This is a genomic window from Comamonas faecalis, from assembly GCF_039538025.1.
In the GTDB taxonomy this organism is placed as follows: domain Bacteria; phylum Pseudomonadota; class Gammaproteobacteria; order Burkholderiales; family Burkholderiaceae_C; genus Comamonas_C; species Comamonas_C faecalis.
Genome location: NZ_BAABBP010000001.1, coordinates 173,153 through 192,283, shown reverse-complemented (window position 1 = coordinate 192,283; position 19,131 = coordinate 173,153). Strand labels below are relative to the sequence as shown.

15 protein-coding genes are annotated in these 19,131 nt (G+C 61.7%); 1 reads left to right on the top strand and 14 read right to left on the bottom strand.

What is annotated here, in order from left to right; translation table 11 throughout:
• The 5 genes from ABD767_RS00870 to ABD767_RS00850 form a co-directional block, all read right to left on the bottom strand.
• Positions 1–195, bottom strand: a complete 195-nt coding sequence (locus ABD767_RS00870; RefSeq protein WP_344867664.1) for a hypothetical protein — start codon at positions 193–195, stop codon at positions 1–3.
• A 65-nt stretch (positions 196–260) separates the two neighbouring features.
• Positions 261–1,205, bottom strand: coding sequence for a glycosyltransferase family 2 protein (locus ABD767_RS00865; RefSeq protein WP_344867662.1), 945 nt, complete (start codon positions 1,203–1,205; stop codon positions 261–263).
• Positions 1,198–2,910, bottom strand: coding sequence for an ABC transporter ATP-binding protein (locus ABD767_RS00860; protein WP_344867748.1), 1,713 nt, complete (start codon positions 2,908–2,910; stop codon positions 1,198–1,200). The genes ABD767_RS00865 and ABD767_RS00860 overlap by 8 nt, the downstream gene beginning before the upstream one ends.
• Positions 2,911–3,066: 156 nt before the next feature.
• Entirely contained in the window at positions 3,067–4,293 is a 1,227-nt protein-coding gene (locus tag ABD767_RS00855) for a glycosyltransferase family 4 protein (RefSeq protein ID WP_344867660.1), read from the bottom strand.
• The gene (locus ABD767_RS00850) at positions 4,274–5,677 is read right to left on the bottom strand and encodes an O-antigen ligase family protein (RefSeq protein ID WP_344867658.1); all 1,404 of its coding nucleotides are present in this window, start codon (positions 5,675–5,677) and stop codon (positions 4,274–4,276) included. The genes ABD767_RS00855 and ABD767_RS00850 overlap by 20 nt, the downstream gene beginning before the upstream one ends.
• A gap of 648 nt (positions 5,678–6,325) precedes the next feature.
• Between ABD767_RS00850 and ABD767_RS00845 the strand changes: the two genes are divergently transcribed.
• On the top strand, positions 6,326–8,656 hold the full coding sequence (locus ABD767_RS00845; protein ID WP_344867656.1) for a glycoside hydrolase 5 family protein: 2,331 nt from the start codon (positions 6,326–6,328) through the stop codon (positions 8,654–8,656).
• A gap of 225 nt (positions 8,657–8,881) precedes the next feature.
• Here ABD767_RS00845 and ABD767_RS00840 read toward each other — a convergent pair whose 3' ends face one another.
• From ABD767_RS00840 to ABD767_RS00800, 9 genes are all read right to left on the bottom strand, one after another.
• Entirely contained in the window at positions 8,882–9,715 is an 834-nt protein-coding gene (locus ABD767_RS00840; RefSeq protein WP_344867654.1) for a CpsD/CapB family tyrosine-protein kinase, read from the bottom strand.
• A gap of 16 nt (positions 9,716–9,731) precedes the next feature.
• Complete coding sequence (locus tag ABD767_RS00835) at positions 9,732–11,372, bottom strand: GumC family protein (RefSeq protein ID WP_344867652.1); 1,641 nt, start codon at positions 11,370–11,372, stop codon at positions 9,732–9,734.
• Positions 11,373–12,019: 647 nt separating this feature from the next.
• The gene (locus ABD767_RS00830) at positions 12,020–13,195 is read right to left on the bottom strand and encodes a hypothetical protein (protein ID WP_344867650.1); all 1,176 of its coding nucleotides are present in this window, start codon (positions 13,193–13,195) and stop codon (positions 12,020–12,022) included.
• 2 nt (positions 13,196–13,197) lie between these two features.
• The gene (locus tag ABD767_RS00825; protein WP_344867648.1) at positions 13,198–13,770 is read right to left on the bottom strand and encodes a polysaccharide biosynthesis/export family protein; all 573 of its coding nucleotides are present in this window, start codon (positions 13,768–13,770) and stop codon (positions 13,198–13,200) included.
• 119 nt (positions 13,771–13,889) lie between these two features.
• Positions 13,890–14,234, bottom strand: coding sequence for a hypothetical protein (locus ABD767_RS00820; RefSeq protein WP_344867646.1), 345 nt, complete (start codon positions 14,232–14,234; stop codon positions 13,890–13,892).
• A 134-nt stretch (positions 14,235–14,368) separates the two neighbouring features.
• A complete protein-coding gene (locus ABD767_RS00815; protein WP_344867644.1) occupies positions 14,369–15,808 on the bottom strand; it encodes an undecaprenyl-phosphate glucose phosphotransferase in 1,440 nt (479 codons plus the stop codon).
• Positions 15,809–16,262: 454 nt separating this feature from the next.
• Positions 16,263–17,504 (bottom strand): NnrS family protein, encoded by a 1,242-nt coding sequence (locus ABD767_RS00810; protein WP_344867642.1) that lies wholly within the window; start codon positions 17,502–17,504, stop codon positions 16,263–16,265.
• A complete protein-coding gene (locus ABD767_RS00805) occupies positions 17,501–18,340 on the bottom strand; it encodes an ATP-binding cassette domain-containing protein (protein ID WP_103046356.1) in 840 nt (279 codons plus the stop codon). The genes ABD767_RS00810 and ABD767_RS00805 overlap by 4 nt, the downstream gene beginning before the upstream one ends.
• Positions 18,337–19,128 (bottom strand): ABC transporter permease subunit, encoded by a 792-nt coding sequence (locus tag ABD767_RS00800; RefSeq protein ID WP_103046357.1) that lies wholly within the window; start codon positions 19,126–19,128, stop codon positions 18,337–18,339. The genes ABD767_RS00805 and ABD767_RS00800 overlap by 4 nt, the downstream gene beginning before the upstream one ends.
• Positions 19,129–19,131: the final 3 nt, after the last annotated feature.

The window sequence follows — 19,131 nt, the reverse complement described above, 5'->3', positions numbered from 1 at the left end:
TCACTTGAAGTAAGCGGATGGCAACACCCATCCGTCAACAACCAAAAAATCGTCGCCTGCTTTCACGTAATTTGAATCCATCGAATGCCTGCTCTCTTTAAACGACACCGCACCTATGACAACAGGTAGTGCGCCCGCCAACCAGCCGATAAAAGAGCGGCGTTGAATCGTCGGTTTCTGTTGATCAGCTTGCATTGCGTTTCCTTGATAAAAATTTTCAAAACTATGATCTCGCCTGTACAAAGGCCCATGACATGCGCTTACCTTGTTGACACCCTACCCCAGCGCGTCAACCCGCACATACGACGCAGCGCCGCACCGCGCTCAAACTGCGCCCGTGCTATTTCCCAGCCTCGGCGCTTGAGTAGATCCTTGGTCGCCGTGATTGCATCAGCCAAATGCGTCAGTGCCAAATGCTGCCAAAGCCCAACCAAACCATGGTGTTTGCGCACATAGAGCAATTCACTTTCCACCTGCAGCTCAGAAATTTGCCTACCCGATTGGGTGATTTTCGCCACGGTCTTGGCGCTCTCCCCGCCCAGGTGCACGGCTGAAGTTGCACCTGTGTAGAGCACCTTCCAGCCTGCGGCCTGTATGCGCTTGCACAAGTCCACTTCCTCAAAGTAAAGAAAATAACGTGGATCAAACAAGCCAATCTGGTCGATCACCTTCTTGCGGATCAACAAAAAACAGCCTGGAACCCAATCGCACTCGCGCTCTCCCTGGTGATCCCAGCTGTAATCGTCAACCATCTGCACTCCGAAAAACCAGCGCGACAGGCCTGTGCGCTGCAGAAACATATTCCACGGCGTGGGAAAGTAACGGCAGCTGGGCTGCAACTGCCCGTCCTCGGTCGTCAGCCGCACGCCGACGGCCCCCACGTTCGGCCGGCGCTGCAGGCAGTCAATGGCAACCTGGAGTGCAGTGGGAGCCACAAAAGCATCGGTGTTGAGCAGCAAGGCATATTCGCCCGTCAAGTGCTCGACCATCTGGTTGTTGGCACGGCCAAAACCAACGTTTTTTTCGTTGACCTGCACAAAGGCGTTTGGGTGATCGCGGCGCAGCACTTGCACCGAATCGTCACGCGAAGCGTTGTCAACCACCCAATAGCGCAACGGCATGTCTTGCGCCGCTGCATCGCAGGCATCAAACATGCGCTGCAGCAAATGGGCCGTGTTGTAGTTGACGACGATGACATCAAGCATGCGACGCCTCCGCTGCAACATTGATATGAGGGGCCGAGTCGTCACCCGTTGGCGCTTCCTCAAACGCCAGGCCATCGCGCAAACGGTAAATCTTGTTGCAACGCGCCAATGTCGACACTCGGTGGGCAATCATCAAAATAATCAATTGGGGGTTGAGCCGGTAAATGGCATCCATCACCTTGGTTTCGGTCTCACCGTCAAGCGCGCTGGTCGCCTCATCGAGCACCAGCACGTCCGCTTTTTTGTATAGCGCGCGTGCAATGCCAATGCGCTGGCGCTGGCCGCCCGACAACTGCACGCCGCGCTCGCCCACGCGAGTTTGCACGCCTTGCGGCTGTTGCCTGATGAAGTCGCCCAGCTGCGCCGCCTCCAGCGCCTGCGCCAGCCGCTCCTGGTCGATGGCGCCCATGCGCTCGCCCAGGGCGACGTTTTCGGCAATGGATTTGTCGCACAAAAAAATGGCCTGCGGCACGTGCGCAATGCGCCGGTGCCATTCAGGCAGATTGGTCTCGGTCAAGGGCTCGCCATTGACCACCGTGGCGCCACTGGTGGGCGTGAGCAGGCCCATGCAGATGTCAACCAACGTGCTTTTCCCCCCTCCCGTTACGCCGACGAAGCCCACACGCTCGCCGGCACGGATGGACAGATTCACGCCGCGCAGCACCTCCTTGAGCCCTGGCCCATAGGCAAAGCGCACGTCGCGCAACGCAATGCCGAGCAGCGGCCGTTCGTCAACCGTTGCCGGCGCCCGCCGTGTATTAGAAGGCGGCACGGGCATATTGATGAGTTGCAGCGTTTCTTGCACTGCGATTGACGTGCCGCGGAAGCTGGCATAGCCGTTGTAGATGGTTTGCACGTGCGGCAGCAGGCGCTGCCCGCCCAGGGCCAGTGCGCCAAGCACGGGCAAGGCATCGGCCATGCCGCCCGGCCCGCGCACCATCCAGTTGGCCAGCGCAATGACCAAAATGATGGCCAGGCTTTCGATCAGGTATTTAGGCGCCGTGGCCAGCGTAAGGTTGGCGGCGCGCGCGCGCAGCGCCGCGCGATCGGCCCAGGAGAACTGGGCCACGTACACGTCCTGGTTGTGCTCCAGCGCAATGTCGCGAATGGCGCCCACGCCCTCTTGCAGGTATTGCAGGCGCAGCGTGCTCTTTTCGGCAATCGTGCGGCTATGGGCCTGCAGCCGGCTTTTGGCCCACAGGCTGATGACCACGTACAGCCCGCCAATCAACCCGCCCGCCACCAGCGCTACGTGCACGTCAATCCAGAGCATGGCGGCCAAAATGGAGGTAGCCATCATTGCCGCCACCGCCAGCAGCATCAGCGGTGCCAGCGCGCCCATTGTCAAATGCCCCACTTTTTCAATGGCGGAAAGCGTCTGGCTGCTGTTGCGGGCCAGATGGTAGGCATAGGGCTGGCGCAGCACTTTGTCAAAAACCAGCGCGCTCAGGTCGGCGCCAATGGCAAAAATCAACCGGTTGCTGCTCCAGGTCAGCACCAGGCGCAGCACGGCGGCCGCAATGGCCACCACGGCAAACAGCGCCGACGCCGCCAGCAGGCGCGTGCCGCCCAGAACGGCGGCAATGCCGTCAAGCAAATTGGCCAACCAGGGCGCCTTGTCGACGAATTCGGGGCTTGCCAGCAGCCCCAGAAAGGGCACGATTGCGCCCAAGGTAAACACCTCGGCCAATGCACCCGCAAGCATCAGCACCACGACCAGCGCCAACGACCACCTTCGCGCACGGCTTAATTGGCGCCAGACTGTAGAAATCAAATAAATCATGGGCGGGTAATATTCTCGAACCAAAGAAATGCACGGAGTGCGGAACAGGTGGCGCAAAGCCAATCAAATACATGGCCATCAGCCATCGACAAAACAATCAGCCACCGATCGGTAGAATTTTTTTTGCGCGCGCGCCAGCACTTCGTGTGAATACTTTTCACGCACTGTCGTCAAGGCATTCGCCGAAAGTTGCACACTCAGCTCAGGCGACGCCAGTATTTTTCTGGCGCAAGCCAGCAAACCATCCACATCTTCGCTGTCGAACAACAAACCGTTGTGGCCGTCATCAATCATCTCGGGTATTCCACCAACCTGGCTGGCTACCGTTGGCACCCCTTGGGCCAACGCCTCGGCGACGGTATAGGGAAACATTTCAATCCTGGACGACACCACGCATACGGCAGCCTGCTTGCGCAATTGGGTAATTTCTTCTGGACTCTTGCGCCCCATGAATTCGATCGGACTGGGCCGCTGGTATTTTTCTTCGCACCATGCGACGAACGCTTGCCTGTCCAGCACACGCCCATCCTCCACAGCAATTTTTTTATCATCCGGCCCAACAAAAACCGCTCTTAACCCGTCAACCTTTTCAGCCAGCTTAAACATGGCTTCAATAAAGATATCAGCGCCTTTAACCTTATCGAAACGACCAACAAAAAGTACCAATGAAGTCGCCTCGGGCAACTTCCAATGGTCTTCCGGGAAGCATTCGGGAAACGGGTTGGCGATCACTATTTTTCGGGGAAGTTCTTTTTTATAAAATTCCTCTACCGCCCGAAGAACAAATTCTGAAGGAGCCGAAACGGCGTCTGCAGCGTAGATGGCCTCTCCTTCTGCGCGCACCCTCTCCTGGTAGTTCAAGTCGTGAGGAAACCCTTGCGCATCCCCCACCAAAAACCACGGCCCGTGCAGCCGGACGACGACAGGAACTGCTCCCGCATAACGCTGAACGCGCTTACTTTGCCCGAAAACCTCCTCCATTTCAATCAGGCAAGGCGATTGGCGCGACGCCTTTTGAACAAACTTTCCAAATTTCCACGCCATCATGGCTTCGTATTTTGGCCGCCCAAAAATTCTCACCAACAATCTGCGTGCCATGGAGTTTTGATTCAGGTAATACGCATGTGCACCGGCTGCCGCGCAATCTTCTTGCGTGCTGGCCTTGGCAACCAGCCTGACTCTAAAGCTACCGTCGTCAGAAAGAAGACAAATCAAATTTTTAGCGTAAGTACATACCCCATTGGGAGTTTTATCTAGAGGCACGCTCGGGATAAACATGAAAATATCAATACCCTTCGACACCATGACCAACTCCGACCCAAAACATAATTAATGGAAAGAATACGCTTCCCACATTAAAAGAGCTTACGGTAAATATAGAAATAGCAATGCAAAGCATGAAGCAAAAATAAGCCCTGGCAATTTTTTGCCTTTGCAGATCCTTGCTTCGAGCCGCTTTACGATAAATTGATATTGGCCAAACAATCAACGCATAAACAAAAAACCCTAAAGCGATAACGCCGTAAGCCAAGGCGATCTGCAGATAGGTATTAACAATATCAACAATGCCTTCGCCCTGAATGAGCGTCTTAAATGCAGCCGCATCTCTGAAATCCAGTCTTCCAAAAAATGGGTATTTCATGATTTCAGATATACCCACCTCAAGCAAATGCTGGCGGTAATCGACATTCCCGGAGTCCCGCAATGACAAGCCGTCCATCACGGAACCCAAAACGCCGCTCACCGAAAGCAGCATTGCAAATGCCGCCAACCCTATGACGAGATAAATCAAACCCTTCGATCCGCGATCCATTGCAAAATACAATGCCAGGACGCCCAACCCGATCAACCACGGTCCGCGAGAAAAAGTCAATACAATCGTCAAGAAAAACAAAAAAAATGCCGCCTTTTTATACAATGACGACCGAGTGCCATACGAAAGATAGCTATAAAGAATTACAGCACCAAAACTGGCAATTGCAAGATGAATTGCACCGAGCGTCGTTGAAGCCCGAAGAAAGCCACCTCTATATTTATACCCCGTAATCCCTCTTTCGTTCAGCGCCAACGCGCTATCCAGAGATTGATAGACATTCCAATGTTTAAGCGAAGCGAACACAGCCGCTCCGGCCAAAATTAACATAATAAAAACATAGCCAATAAAAATCAAACGCACACTCGCCGCATTTTTTGAAATTTTCTTGGCAATAAAATAAGGAACACAAATTAAATTAAAATAAATAAATACGTAACGCAATCCATCTGTAAAAGAAGATTTCCGAAGCAACAATATACCAACAATTGCAAAAAACAAAAAAACAGCCCAATCCACTTTTTCAGTGAATTTAAAAATTCTTCCCTGCCTCTCTGCCAAGACAAATGCCACCCCTAAAATCAATGGCCACGACGACTGAAAAAGCTGCTGCAACCCCAAGAATCCAGGTATTGTTTTACTAAGAGAGGGCAACCCAAGAAGTAAAACCAGATACAATCCACCTTGCGCCTCAATAGGTATTTTTTTCCTCAAAAAATAAATCAATGAAAATGACAACAATGCAAAAATATAATAATTAGAAGTCAAAAACGCGCAGGATGTCAGCACAACCCACGCAACAAAATACTGACGCCCTACCTTGGCAACATATCCCGCACCATAATTAGCGATCTCAATTTTTTTGGCAGCGCCCACCCAAAGCACATAGCACATGCACCCAATTGCCAACAGGACGATATACGCTTTTATATGATTTGGCATTTTATAAACAATCTTGATTTACTAATTTTCCCGCATCAAATTTAAAAACCACGTACTGCATTCAGCGCCATTTCATAACACTGACAACTCATGTGTTACAAAGCACATTTTTTCGGTTAAAAATTTGTTTATATTCCGTCAGGAACCGTCGTCGACGACAAGCGTCTAGCGCCATGCTCCTCCATGGAGTGCACACCGGCAGGGTGTCCGACCAAGGATGCGGCGGGCCATTGTAAGAGCGGCGTCCGGCGTGACAGACGCAACACAGCCGACGCAATGAGTCACAAATGCAGCAAATCGCAGCAAATGCGGTACTTTTTAGCCAAAGGAATAGATATGCGCTTTCTTTCATCAGCACTTAGCGCGCTGGGATTGACGTTGGTTTGCACTCTGGCAAGCGCTGCGGCCGCACCAGCGTGGCAGGTTCAGGTGAATGAGTCTCGTGGCTTGCCCACGGTCAGCGCTGGCGGTCAGCCGGGGTTTACCTCGAATTGGGCGTTTTGGGGCAAGCAGTGGAAGTGGGCGAGTGCGCACGCAAAGATGACAGGCGGCGGCGCACAGGGCTACCAAGTGGTGGGCGAGGTGAGTGACCTGGGAGTGCGCTGGAGCGGCAGTGCAAAGCGCACCGACACGCATACGCTGACCTACGATTTGCGCATGCTGGCCGACCGCGCGCAATCCGACGTGGTGGGCGGCGGCGCTACATTCAAGTTCGACCTGAAAACCTTCGGCGATGTCATGGGCAAGCCCACGCTGCTGCCAGACAACACGGGCTGGCAGTGGGGGCAGGCTGGGGGCGCACAGGTCACCATGCGGTTTTCACCAGCGCTGCCCGCCATCTTTTTCGAGCGCGACAACCCGGCCGAGGTGCGTGCGTATTTTTTCGACAAAACCATTGAGGCGGGGGAGCAGCGCTATACCGTAACGCTGAGCTGGTCGGGCGACGTGCAATGGCAGGCGCCGCCCGGCGAGCGCCTGAATGGCCCGCCCGCCAGCACCTGGCCCAAGGACACCATCGACGCGCGCACCACACCGCACAACCTGCTGGGTGGCAGCCTCAAAAATGAGGGCTTTGCCAGCCTGCGCGCCAACGCCAGCCCCGCCGCACGCTACTGGGGCACCAACGTCACGGCATACGCGTTGTTCAAAACGCCGCGTGAAGTGGTGCAGCAGCAGGCCAAGCGCATGGCGCAGCTGGGCTACAACCTGGTGCGTCTGCACCACCATGATTCGCCCTGGGTGAACCCCAACATCTTTGGCGACCGCAAGACAGTGACCGATACGGGCTCCCTCGACGCCGAGGCGCTCGACAAGCTCGACTGGTGGATCAAATGCCTGAAAGACGAAGGCATTGCCGTGTGGCTGGATTTGCATGTGGGCCGCCCCTTTTTCCCTGATGACGGCATCTACGGCTTTGACGAATTGGCGAATGGCAAAGGGCAGGGCCGGCTCAAGGGTTTCAACTACGTCAACATCACGATGCAGCAGGCCATGCGCCGCTTCAACGAGCAGTATGTGAGCCACCGCAATGCATACACGGGCGTGGCGTACAAGGACGAGCCAGCCATCGTGGCGATGCTGATCACCAATGAAAACGACGTGACGCACCACTTTGGCAATTCCATGCTGCCCAATAAAAAGGTACCGCTGCACAACAAGCTGTACATGAATGCCGCGCGCACATTCGCCCAAACAACGGGATTGCCAGAAAAGCAGACCTGGATCAGCTGGAAGCCCGGCCCCGGCAAGCTTTTTCTCAACGACCTGGAGCACCGCTTTGACGTGGACATGATCGCCCAGCTGCGCGAGCTAGGCGTCAAGCAGCCGCTGGCGACGACCAATACCTGGGGTAACAACCCATTGTTCTCACTACCGGCGCTGACCACGGGTGACTTGATCGACGCTCACGCTTACGGCGCTGCGAATCAGTTGGAGAAAGACCCGGCCTGGTCTGCCAATCTGGGGCATTGGTTGGCCGCGGCCCAGGTGGTGGGCATGCCGTTGACGGTAAGTGAGTGGAACGCTGAACCATTTCCGTCCTACGACCGACATACGCTGCCCTTGATGATTGCGGCGATGGCGTCGCACCAGGGTTGGCGCGCGTTGATGCATTACGCATACAGCCAGCAGAGTCCGCGCGATCAGGGTAGCCCTTCCAACTGGCACTCGTACAACGACCCGTCGCTGCTGCCCATGCTCAGCGCGGCGGCGCTGATGTACCGCCGCGGCGACGTGCGCGAGGCAACGACCACCTACGTCTACGACCCCGGTGCCGAGGCCTTTTTTGGCCAGGCGACATCGGCGGGAAACTCCCCCGCGCTGCGCACGGCGGCCGAGCAAGGCAAGCTGCTCATCGCCATGCCGGCCACGCCGCAACTGCCCTGGCTCAAGCGGCGTGAGCCACCTGCGGGTGCCATCATCATCAAAGACCCCACGCGGTCGCTACTGCCCGAAGGCGCGCAAGAGGCGACGAGCGACACGGGCGAGCTGACGCACAACTGGGCCAAGGGCACTTACACCATCAACACCGCCCGCACCCAGGCCGCCATGGGCTGGATTGGCGTCAGCACGGTGGCATTGCCCGCGCTGCGGCTGGACTTGCAGACACGCAACGCGGCAGTGGCGCTGCAAAGCCTGGATGACGCGGTGCTGGGCAACTCTAAGGATCTGATGATTTCCATTGGCACGCGGTCACAGCCCCAGCCAAACAGCCGCAAAGCGCCCTTCATCGTCGAGCCGCTGACCGGTCACATTGAAGTCAAGGCGCCTGCTGGCCTGAAGCTGTACCGCAATGGACCGTTCAACCAGTGGATTGAACACCCGGTGGGTTACCAGAGCGGCCGCTATCAGATTGAGCTGGATGGATCGCTGCCCATCCAGTGGCTGGCCTTGCGCCAAGGCAAGCCGGGGTAAGGCTGCGCCATCGCTTCGAGGACGTAGCTTCTACAGTTCTTCTTCGATTCGTAGGAGGCCAGCCCCCTGGCCGATACGACGATTGCGGCGGGGAGCACCGATCTAAACCACCGTCTGCCTGTGCACGCCATCGCGGCGAGGGCGCCGCTCCCACAAAAACCGGCCGGGCTGCTGGCGGTTCGTAGGAGGCCAGCCCCCTGGCCGATGCCGATGCTGCCGCGGCTCTCAGTAATACCCGCGCCGCACTGCCGCCTCGGCCTTGTTGAGCACTACGCCCAGCAGCCGGTCGGCGGGGATGTGGCGCATGCTTTCTTCGATCTCGGACTTGGTGCTGTTACCGTTACCGATGACCATCAACACGGCGTCGATGCGCGGCAGCACGGACATGACGTCGTCGCCGGCCATCATGGGCGGCAGGTCGAAGATGACGGTGCGGTCGTCGTAGCGGTCGCGCAGATCCTCGATCAGCACGCCGACGCTTTGCGACGACAACACCTCGGCCGCCTTGGGCACGGGGCGGTTGGTGGGCACGACGACCAGGCGCGGCAGGCCGGGATTCACCATGGCTTCATGCAGTTGCGCCTGGCCTGCCAGCACTTCGTTGAGCGACGGGTTGCGGCTCAGCCCCAGGTAGCTGGCAACGCGCGGGCGGCGCAGGTCGAAGTCGACCAGCATGGCGGTGCGCTGCGAGTGGTGGGCAATGCTCATCGCCAGGTTGATCGAGACGACGGTCTTGCCCGATTCGAGCGTGGGCGAGGTGATGGCCAGCGTGCGCCAGCCTTTTTCGTCCATTTTTTGCAGCACCTGGGTGCGCAGCACGTCAAACGCCCAGTTGTGCTGGCTGGCCTTGTTGTAGGCGACGATGCGGTGCTCTTCCAGGTGCGCCGGATCCAGCGGCACGACTTCGGTGTGCACGTAGCTCACGTCCATGGCCTGGACGTGAGGGCGCGGCGGCGGCGGCGCAGTGTGGGGGGTGCCGCGCGCTGCGGGCTCTGCGAAGGGTGCAGAGGCAGGCGCCTGGGCGCGGGCTTTGTCGATGGCTTGTTTGATGCGTTCCATGGAGCGACCCGGGTATTCAGGACAGGCGCAGCAGCAGCTTGAACACCAGGGTGTCCAAGGGCATGAAGAAGAAGTGAATGGCCAGCAGGGCCGCGACCAGCGCCACGACGGCGCCGATGATCAGGCGCTTCCAGTGGCGGCGCTGGCGCTGGTTTTCCTCGGCGATGGTGATGTAGGGGATGAGCACCAGGGGGCGTTTGCCGGTGATGGCGGTGACGGCCTCGGCGCCGCGCACGGTGCCGTGCAGCATTTCCAGCAACATGGTCAGGCCGCCCGCGGCGACGCCGGCGAGCACCAGGCCCAGGGCAATCATTTTCTTGCGGTTGGGCTTGATGGGGCGATCGGGTGCCAGCGGAGGCTCCAGCAGCGAGAAGCGCTCGGCGCGCTGCTCGTCTTCCAGGTTCTCGGACAGTTGGGCGCTCATCTGCTTGGCGCGGATTTCCTCGTACTTGCGCTGTGCGCCTTCGCGGTCGCGCAGCAGCGCGGCCAGGCCGCGCTCGACCTGGGGCGCCTTGACGAGTTGCGCCTCGGCGTCGGCCAGGCGGGCCCGCAACTCGCCTTGCTGGGCGCGCATCAGTTGCATGCGCGACTGGGCCGACACGCGGCGCGCCTCGATCTTGGAGACGACCATTTGCGCAGCGGCCACGGTGGGTGACGCCGACAGCGGCGAGCCGTCTGCCAGCACGCTGGGGCGGGGCAGTTTGGCGGTCTCGGCAATCGATTTTTCCAGCGCTTCGATGCGGCGCTTGGTGGCACGCACGTCGGGGTGGCTGTCGGTGTAGGTGTTGGCCATGCGCGCCAGCTCCGAGCGGGCCTTTTGCAGTTCGGCCTCGTCGGCGTTCAGGCCGGCAATGGGCGATCCCGAGGCGTTGGCCGCGGCGTTGGCCACGGCGGCCTTGGCACCGGCCAGCTCGATGTCCAGACTGCGCACCTCTTCCTCGGCCGAGCGGTATTCGCGCTCGGCGTCGCGCATTTCGGTCTCCATGCGCTGGATGGCGTTCATGCTCAGCGCGATGTTCTCGGGCAGCACCGTGTTGTTCTGCTGCTTGTAGGTGGCGATCTGGCCCTCCAACTGGTCAAGCTGGGTCTTCAGGCGGTTGGCCTCCTGCGTCAGGAACTCGGTGGTCTGCGTGGCGCGCTCGGTGCGCACCTTGACGTTCTCGTTCAAAAACAGCGTGACCAGTTCATTGGCCACGCGCTGGGCGATCTGCGGCTGGCGATCCTCGAACGACACCTTGAACGCGATGGTGGCCGAGCCTTTGCCCTGGCGCACGTTGGCGTTGATCAGTTGCACGGTGATGAGCTGGCGCATCTCGTCGACCTGCTCGGACGGCGTGAACGTGATGCTGCGATCCTTGAACAGGTCGTATTTGCTGATGATGCGCAGCAGGTTGTCACGCGTCATCACACGTTGCTTGATGACCTCGATGCGCTCGTCGGCATAGCTGGTCACGCTGGCCTGCACCAGATCGGTAGGGATCTGCTGCGACTCGATCATGATGGTGCCGGTGGACTGGTAGACCGGCGGCATCAGCATGGCCACGGCAATCGCCACCGCTGCCACACCGATGAAGGTGACGGCGATCAGGAGCGCGCGGCGCTTGAGGATGGAGAGATAGTCACGCAGCGTGAGCTGGTAGTCTTCGTCTTGGGACATGCGTTGACGGCAGGAAGTGAGATCCGGTGTGTCGGATGGCGCGGCGGCGCACAGGGACGTCGCCGCAAAATCTAAGGCGTCCCGGCGCTGCCGGGAACCTGTGAGTATGCCCGCAGTGCCAGGCCGGTTTTGCCTAACGGTGCTGGCGAGGCTGTGAACAAATCATTCATGCGTGCACTGGGCGGCTGCGGCACTGGTTTTCTCCCCTTTGCTCCGCATGGCACGCGAGTGACGCCGCACGGTACAGACGACACAAAGCGGATGTTCATCAGAGTGTGTTCACGATCTGTGTTTGACCATTCTTCCCGGTCATACCGGCGAAAGCCGGTATCCAGCCCTCGTCGTGAAGGAAGCGTCGCCGCTGGATTCCGGCTTTCGCCGGAATGACGGAGAAAGGGAGTTCCCGCTTTGGATGGAAAGAGTGACGCCGCACGGTACAGACGACATAAAGCGGATGTTCATCAGAGTGTGCACGATCTGTGTTTGAGCATTCTTCCCCGTCATACCGGCGAAAGCCGGTATCCAGCCCTCGCCGTGAAGGAAGCGTCGCCGCTGGATTCCGGCTTTCGCCGGAATGACGGAGAAAGGGAGTTCCCGCCTTTGCCTTTGGATAGAAAGCGAGCCGCGGCAAGATCGTGAACACGTTTTCAGAAATCGGGATGGGTGTACGTGAGGTACACGTAGGCACTGCTGCCGCTGGCTTCGTTGGAAGACCAGGCAAGCCCCTCGTTCTTGCGGTTCACCTGCCTGTGGCTGAGCTGCAACGTGGCACGCCATAGCGGGCTGAGCTCGCGGCTGAGGCTCATGCCCACGCCACGGGTGGTGTTGCGCTGCGTGCTCATGGTGCGGGTGTAGTAGGTGTTCATGCCGATGCGGGTGAGCTCGTCCCAGGCGTAGTCGGCGTTCAGGCGCAGCTGCTGGCTTTGCGAGAACGTGCCGCGCAGGCTGTCGGTGACCGGCTGGCGAGACCAGGCGCCGGTGACGTTCCAGCGCTGGCCGCTATAGCCCAGCTGCACCTGGCCCTTGAAGGCTCTGTCGCTGATCGGGCCGGTGTACTTGCTCATGCCGGCGCTGACGTTCCAGTGCCAAACCTCGTCGATCTGGTTGCGGTAGCCCACATCCATGCTGCGCATGATGCTGCGGTTGGATGGCCCCAGCAAGATGAAGCCAGGGATCAGCTCCCACTCCACGCGATCGGGCTCGAACGAGGTCCACTGCCCCGCCACATAGACTTCGCTGGTGGCGTCCAACGAACGGCTCAGCTCTGCATTGGCGCTGTTCTGGCGGCTGTCGGGGTTGCCCGAGGTGCCGGTGTCGCGCGTCCACTGGGCCTGCAGCCCGCCGCTGGTGCGGTACAGGGGCGAGAGCTGGTGCGACAGCGTGGCGCCCAGGTTCTTGACCGTGCGCGTGCCGTCGCTGGTCAGCTGCCCGGTGTCTTCAAGCAATGCCTCGCGCAAGGAGCTGCGTGCATAACCTGCATTCAGACCCAAGACGGTGTTCACCCAGGCGTGTTGCCATTGCACCCGGGCATTAGGATCCTGGCGGTTGCGGCTGACAGCCTCGTCACTGCTTTTCTCAATGGTTGCGCCCAGGCTCAGGCTCAGGGTGTCCACGTCGCCCTGGCGCAGCAGCGTATAGCGCGGATTGAGTCGCAGGCGCGAGGCGCTGCGGGCGTTTTCTGCCCTGAGCCCCGGGTTGGTGTCGTGGTCCACACCCATCGTTACCGACACCTGCTGCTGGTAGCGCGACTGCGCCCATGCGGGCAGCGCCGCGCATGACGCCGCCAGTACGCACAGGGCAAGAAGCTGGGAGCCGCGCGCCATCGTCACGGCACCAGCACGGTGTCGCCAGCCTGCAGCTGGATGTTGGTCTGCAGGCTATCGCCCTTGATCAGGTCGTTGTAGCGCACGGGCAGCAGCACCTGCTTGCCGCCGTCGCTGCGCAGCACGCGGATGGCGTTGCCGTCGGCAAAGCGATCCAGTCCGCCCACCAGACTCAAGGCCTGCAGCGCCGTGGTGTTGTCCGTCAGCAGCGGCACCAGGCCGGGCTTGAGCACCTTGCCGATCACGTAGACGGAGTTGCCGTCGGTACCGGCCACGGTGACGGTGACGATGGGGTCGGGCATATAGGGCTTGAGGCGCTCGACCATCTGCTCCTGCACTGCTTCCGTGCCCAGGCCGGCAACCACCAGGCGGCCGATCAGCGGCATGGTGATGCTGCCGTCGGGCAGCACGCGCACCTCGCGCTGCAGCGCGTCCTCGCGCCAGACGGAGACCTGCAGGCGATCAGCCGGGCGCAACTGGTAGGCCTGGCCGTCTTGTGCGTCGGCCGCCAGGGTAGCGGTGCTGGCGCCCACGAGGAGCAGCGCGGACAGGGTGTGCAAAAACAGTTTTTTCATGAGGGCAGTCCCGCGAGGAAATTGAGAAACCAGCAGAGTTTAAGGGGCCCGGCCGTGCAATGAAAAGGGGGCCGAAGCCCCCCTTGTGTTTCAAACCGCCCGGTATATGGGCAAGTCGCTCAGACCTTGCGGCGGCTGGAGAAGCCCAGGAAGCCGGCCAGCGCCGAACCGAACAGCCACAGCGCGCCGGGCAGCGGTGTGGGGCTGGGGGCGATCATCGGCGAGATCGTGGGGCGGCCAAAATCGGCAGATCCGTGCTCGCCTGCCATCGCCAGCTGGGCCAGTTGCGCAACGTTGGCCCCAGGTGCACTCTGTGCTGCTGGCGTGCTGTCAGCGAACACGACGTTTTGAACCGAAGCCGCCGGAGCGGGAGCATCGTATTGCGCAGCCGACACTGCCTCTGCAGAAGCGGCACCACCCAGAGTCAGCAGTGCTGCAGCGACGGCGATGTGGAAAATTTTCATGATGACCTTCTTGCGTTTGATATCCCTGAGCGGCCGGATTGACCGCTAATCGAACAGAACGATACATTTGCGCTTGCGATGGATCAATAAGCCATTCGTACTAGCGCACGCCAAATTGACAGTTGGACAAGATGTCAATACGCGTTTTTCCCGGTAAACGCGGTCACGGTGCGCGCCAGGATGGCCAGATCCAGCCAGACCGACCAGTTGTTGATGTACTCGATGTCGGACTGCACGCGCTGGATCATCTGGTCGATGTCGCGCGTCTCGCCCCGGTAGCCACGCACCTGCGCAAGACCCGTGATGCCTGGCTTGATGTTGTGCCGGGCGAAGTACTGCTGGATGCGCAGCGAATACTCCTGGTCGTGCTGCACCGCGTGCGGGCGGGGGCCGACGAGGGACATGTCGCCGGCCAGCACGTTGAAGATCTGCGGCAGCTCGTCCAGGCTGGTGCGGCGCAAAAAGGCGCCCACGCGGGTAATGCGCGGGTCGCCCCGCGTGGCCTGCACCACCCTGTCCTTCTCTTCTTCGTGCACATACATGCTGCGGAATTTCCAGATGCGAAACGCCCTGCCGTTCCAGCCCATGCGCGACTGGCGAAAGAACACCGGCCCCGGGCTGTCGAGCTTGACCGCCAGCGCCACGGCCAGCAGCACCGGCGCGATCGAGAGCAGGATGAGCGAAGCGAGCACACGGTCTTCCACCGTCTTCCACATCAGGCGCGTGCCGGTCAGCGGGGTCTCGGACAGCGTGAGCACCGGCACGCCGGCGATCTCGCGCACGCTGTGGTTGATCAGGCGCAGCGAGAAAATGTCGGGCACCCAATGCACGGCCACGTGCAGATCCAGCAGTTGGAAGTACAGCGCCTCGATGACGTCCGAGGCGTTGAGCGGGATCGCAAAGTAGACGGTACGGATCTGGTGCTGCTCGATCAGTGCGGGCAGGTCGTGCAGCGAGCCCAGAACCGGTGGCAGGCCCTTGCCGCCCTCCTCGTCCGACGGCTGCGGATGGTCTGCGGGCAGCGTGACGCAGCCGACGACGCGCTCGGCCAGCCAGGGGTTGTTGTTGATTTTCTGGTTCAGGTAGGACGCCAGGCGCCCGGTGCCGACGATGATGACGCTGTCGGACTGCACCGCGTGGCTGACGAAGTACTGCTGCGCCAGGCGCACGACCAGGTGCAGCAACAGCTGCGCCGCATAGCCCAACACGTACAGCTGCGCGATCAGCACGCGCGAGAACACGTCGCTTTGCTTGGTGAGAAACCCCAGCGTGATCAGCAGTGCAAAAGCCACGGTCCAGGCCTGCAGCAGCCTGAGCGCCTTGCGCGTGAAGTTGGCGTTGCTGCGGTAGATGGCCAGTTGGTCATACACCAGGCCGAGGATGGTCATCAACAGCACGACCATGGCGGTGTAGGGGCCGGTGAGCACGCCGATGTGAAACTGGATCAGTCCATAGGCAATGCCCAGGATGGCCACGCCGTCCAGCATGGGCTGCAGCACGTTGCTGATGTTGCTGCGCCGTTGCAGCAGCGCCCGGTGCGAGCGCCGTGAGCGGTGGTCGCCGACGCTGTTCATGGCAGGCGGCGCCCGCATCCGCGGCAAGGCGGCCACGGTTCATCGAACATATTGGTCTGGTGCATGCGGCTGGACGGCATGGTGCGCAACTGGCAAAACGCGCCAGCACACCAGCCCCTCCCTTTTTGTGTTATGGAAAACCCCGAAAGACAGGCAGGTATTTCCCCGTCCGTGAACCGCGGATTCTAGCCACGCCGGCTTGCGACGGCCATACGGCGCAAACGTCAAACAACGTAATTGCCTGATACGCCTGCAGCCCGGGCTTTGCCCGGCAAACGGTGCGCGTTAGGGCCTGTTAACGCTATTTTTGGCGGTGCGAACATACTCAAAACGGCGTCAATCGAGACGTGCGACGCAGCCCAGACTGGGTGTCTGGGCAAGGAGCGCAACGAAGAGTGGCGCCGTTTTGAGTATGTTCCCTTCGGGTTGCGATCAAAAATAGCGTTAACAGGCCCTAATCGGCGCAACCCGTCTTGCCGTCGGTGCGCGGGCGCCACAGGCCCGGGCCCACGCGCCACAGCAGCACGGCGTAGGCGGCGCACCACAGCACGCCGGCAAACGCCACTTGGTGCATGTCCGCGCCCAGCAGCGCCGCGCCCGCGCGCCAGAACGTGGCCAACAGCAGCAGGGCCGCGCCCAGGCCCAGCCAGGGGCCGGTGTCGCTTGCCAGGCCGACGTGGGCGCGCCCGGCAATCGAGCAGACGACGAAGATGGCCAGCCCCATTGCGCCCATGGCCAGCAGGTGGTGGCCGGCAATGCTGCCGCCGGGCAGCAAGTCCAGCTGCGACAGGCCCAGCGCCACATAGCCCAGCGCCATGCACCAATACATGGCATAGAGCATCAGCGGAAAGCGCCTGCGCCACAGCGGCGCGCCCACATGCCAGTCGCCCAGCAGGTTGAGCACCGCGGCGCCAGCGGCCAGCGCCAGCCAGCCACACAGGTGCGTGCCCTGCTGCGCCCACTCGGCCGCGGTGTACAGGCCAATGGCGAACGACGCCAGATGGCGCCGCGGCGGACGCGCCAGGTAGGCGTCGGCACCGGGGGCGAGGTCTTCGATGGCGCGGTTGACCACGCGCATCGAAATGCGGCTGGCGGCGACGACGATGAGCAGCATCAGCACGCCCAGCGTGGCGTAGAGCCAGCGCAGTCCGGCCTGCCCGCGCAGCGCATCGACGTAAAAGCCCGCAGCCGTGCCCGCCAGCGCCAGGACGAGCCAGCCAAACGCCGCGTGGCGCCGCCCGTCGGGTGAGCGCAGCGCGGGCAGCAGTTCGCCGAGCAGCAGCAGCGCAAAACCGACCTGCCCGATGGCGGCCAGCCACAGCGCCGGCAGGCCCAGCAGGCCCGACAGCCAGAACCCCAGGCGCGCGGCCAGCCACAACAGCGCCAGCTGGCGCAGCCGCGCGCGCGAGGCGCTGGGCAGGCCGGTGAACTCGGGCAGCGCGGTGAGCGCAAAACCGGCCACCGCCGCCATGGCAAAGCCAAAGACCAGCTCGTGCACATGCCAGACCAGCGCGCCGCCGGCCACCAGCGGCGCAGGCATGCCGGCGGCCAGCACCAGGCTCCACCAGGCCAGCAGCCCGATGGCCGAGCCCATGGCCAGCAGCAGAAACGGGCGCAGGCCGCACATCCACAGCGGGTGGCTGCTGCGCAGGAAGTTCCAGGAGGCGGTCGTCCCGCCAGTCATCTCGCTCGTCATGGCTCGCCGATCTGCATCACGGGGTGGCTGCCGGCCTGCGCTTCGTCGGGCACGGTGATGCGCCAGCGGCCCAGGGCCGGGGCATCCGCTGCCGCCAGCGCCGGCAGGTCGAAGGCCGCGCGCACGTCGGGGTGCTGCTGCAGCTCGGCGGCGCACTGGTGCACCAGCGTGTCGCCGCGCCCAAGCGCCGCGCCGGGCGGCTGGTAGTGCGCGACGATGCGCCCGGGCGCGGGGCGCATGACCAGCACGTCGTCGGCCAGGCGCACCGCCTCCATCAGGTCGTGCGTGATGAGCAGCACCGCCATGCCGGTGCGCGCCTGCTGCTCCAGCAGCAGCTGGTGCAGCTGGTAGCGCAGGCCCACGTCCAGCGCCGAGAAAGGCTCGTCCATCAGCAGCAGCGCGGGCGAGAGCACCAGCGCACGCGCCAGTGCGGCGCGGCTTTGCATGCCGCCCGACAGCTCGGCCGGAAACTGCAAGAGCGACGCCTCGGTCAGGCCCAGCGCCAGCGCCATGTCCTGGGCAGCGCGGTGGCGCTGCGCGCGCAGCATGCCGCGGGCCTTCAGGCCCAGCGCGATGTTGTCGCGCGTGTTCATCCACGGCAGCAGGCGCGGCTGCTGGAACATGACGGCCGTGGGGGCGAACGGCTGGGCTATGCGCCCGTGCTGCACGTCCAGCAAACCAGCGCACAGGTGCAGCAGCGTGGTCTTGCCGCAGCCCGACGGCCCGACCAGCGCGACGGTGCGCCCGGCGGGTACGGCAAGCGTGATGCCTTCGAGCACCGTGGTGGCGCCATAGGCGTGGTCGAGCTGGTGCACCAGCAGCTGTCGTGCCGTCATGCGCCCGCCTCGCGCCAGCGCTCGAGCTCGCGCTTGATCGGCTCCATCAGCCCGTATTCGAGCAGCAGCAGGCTGGCGACGACCAGGCCGATCCAGGCCAGCGACGCGCCCATGTCCAGGTGCGAGCGCGCCACCGCCAGCGCCGCGCCCACGCCATCGCTGGTGGCCAGCAGCTCGGCCATCACGGCCACTTTCCAGGACGAGCCCAGCGCGGTGATCCAGGCCGGAAACAGGTAGGCCGCGACGTGCGGCAGATACAGGTCGAACACGCGCATGCGCCACGGCAGGTGATAGGCACGCGCCATGTCCTTGAGGTGCAGATCCAGCGTTCGCGTGCCCTGCAGCGCGCCGATGAAGACGATGGGCAGGCAGGCGACGAAGACGGTGAACACGGGCGTGCCGTCGCCCATGCCGAACCACAGCATGGCCAGCACCAGCCAGGCGATCGGCGGCATGCCCAGCAGCAGCGTGACCCAGGGGCGCGACACCATGGCCGCCGTCATCGACAGCCCCGCCAGCATGCCGGCGCTGCTGCCCACGGCCACGGCCAGCAGCAGGCCCAGCAGCGCGCGGCGGGCGGTGGTGAGCAGCTCGGGCCAGGCCGCGCCCGAAGCCACGAGGCTTTTGAGCGTGGCAAAGGTGGAGAGCGGGTCGGGCAGGATCAGCGGCCCGTAGTAGCCCGCGCCCAGCTCCCACAACGCAACGAACAGCAGCAGGCTGGCGGCCGCGCCCCAGCCGCTCCACAGATAGGCCGGCAGGCCGCGCAGCAATTGCCAGACGACGCCCATCGG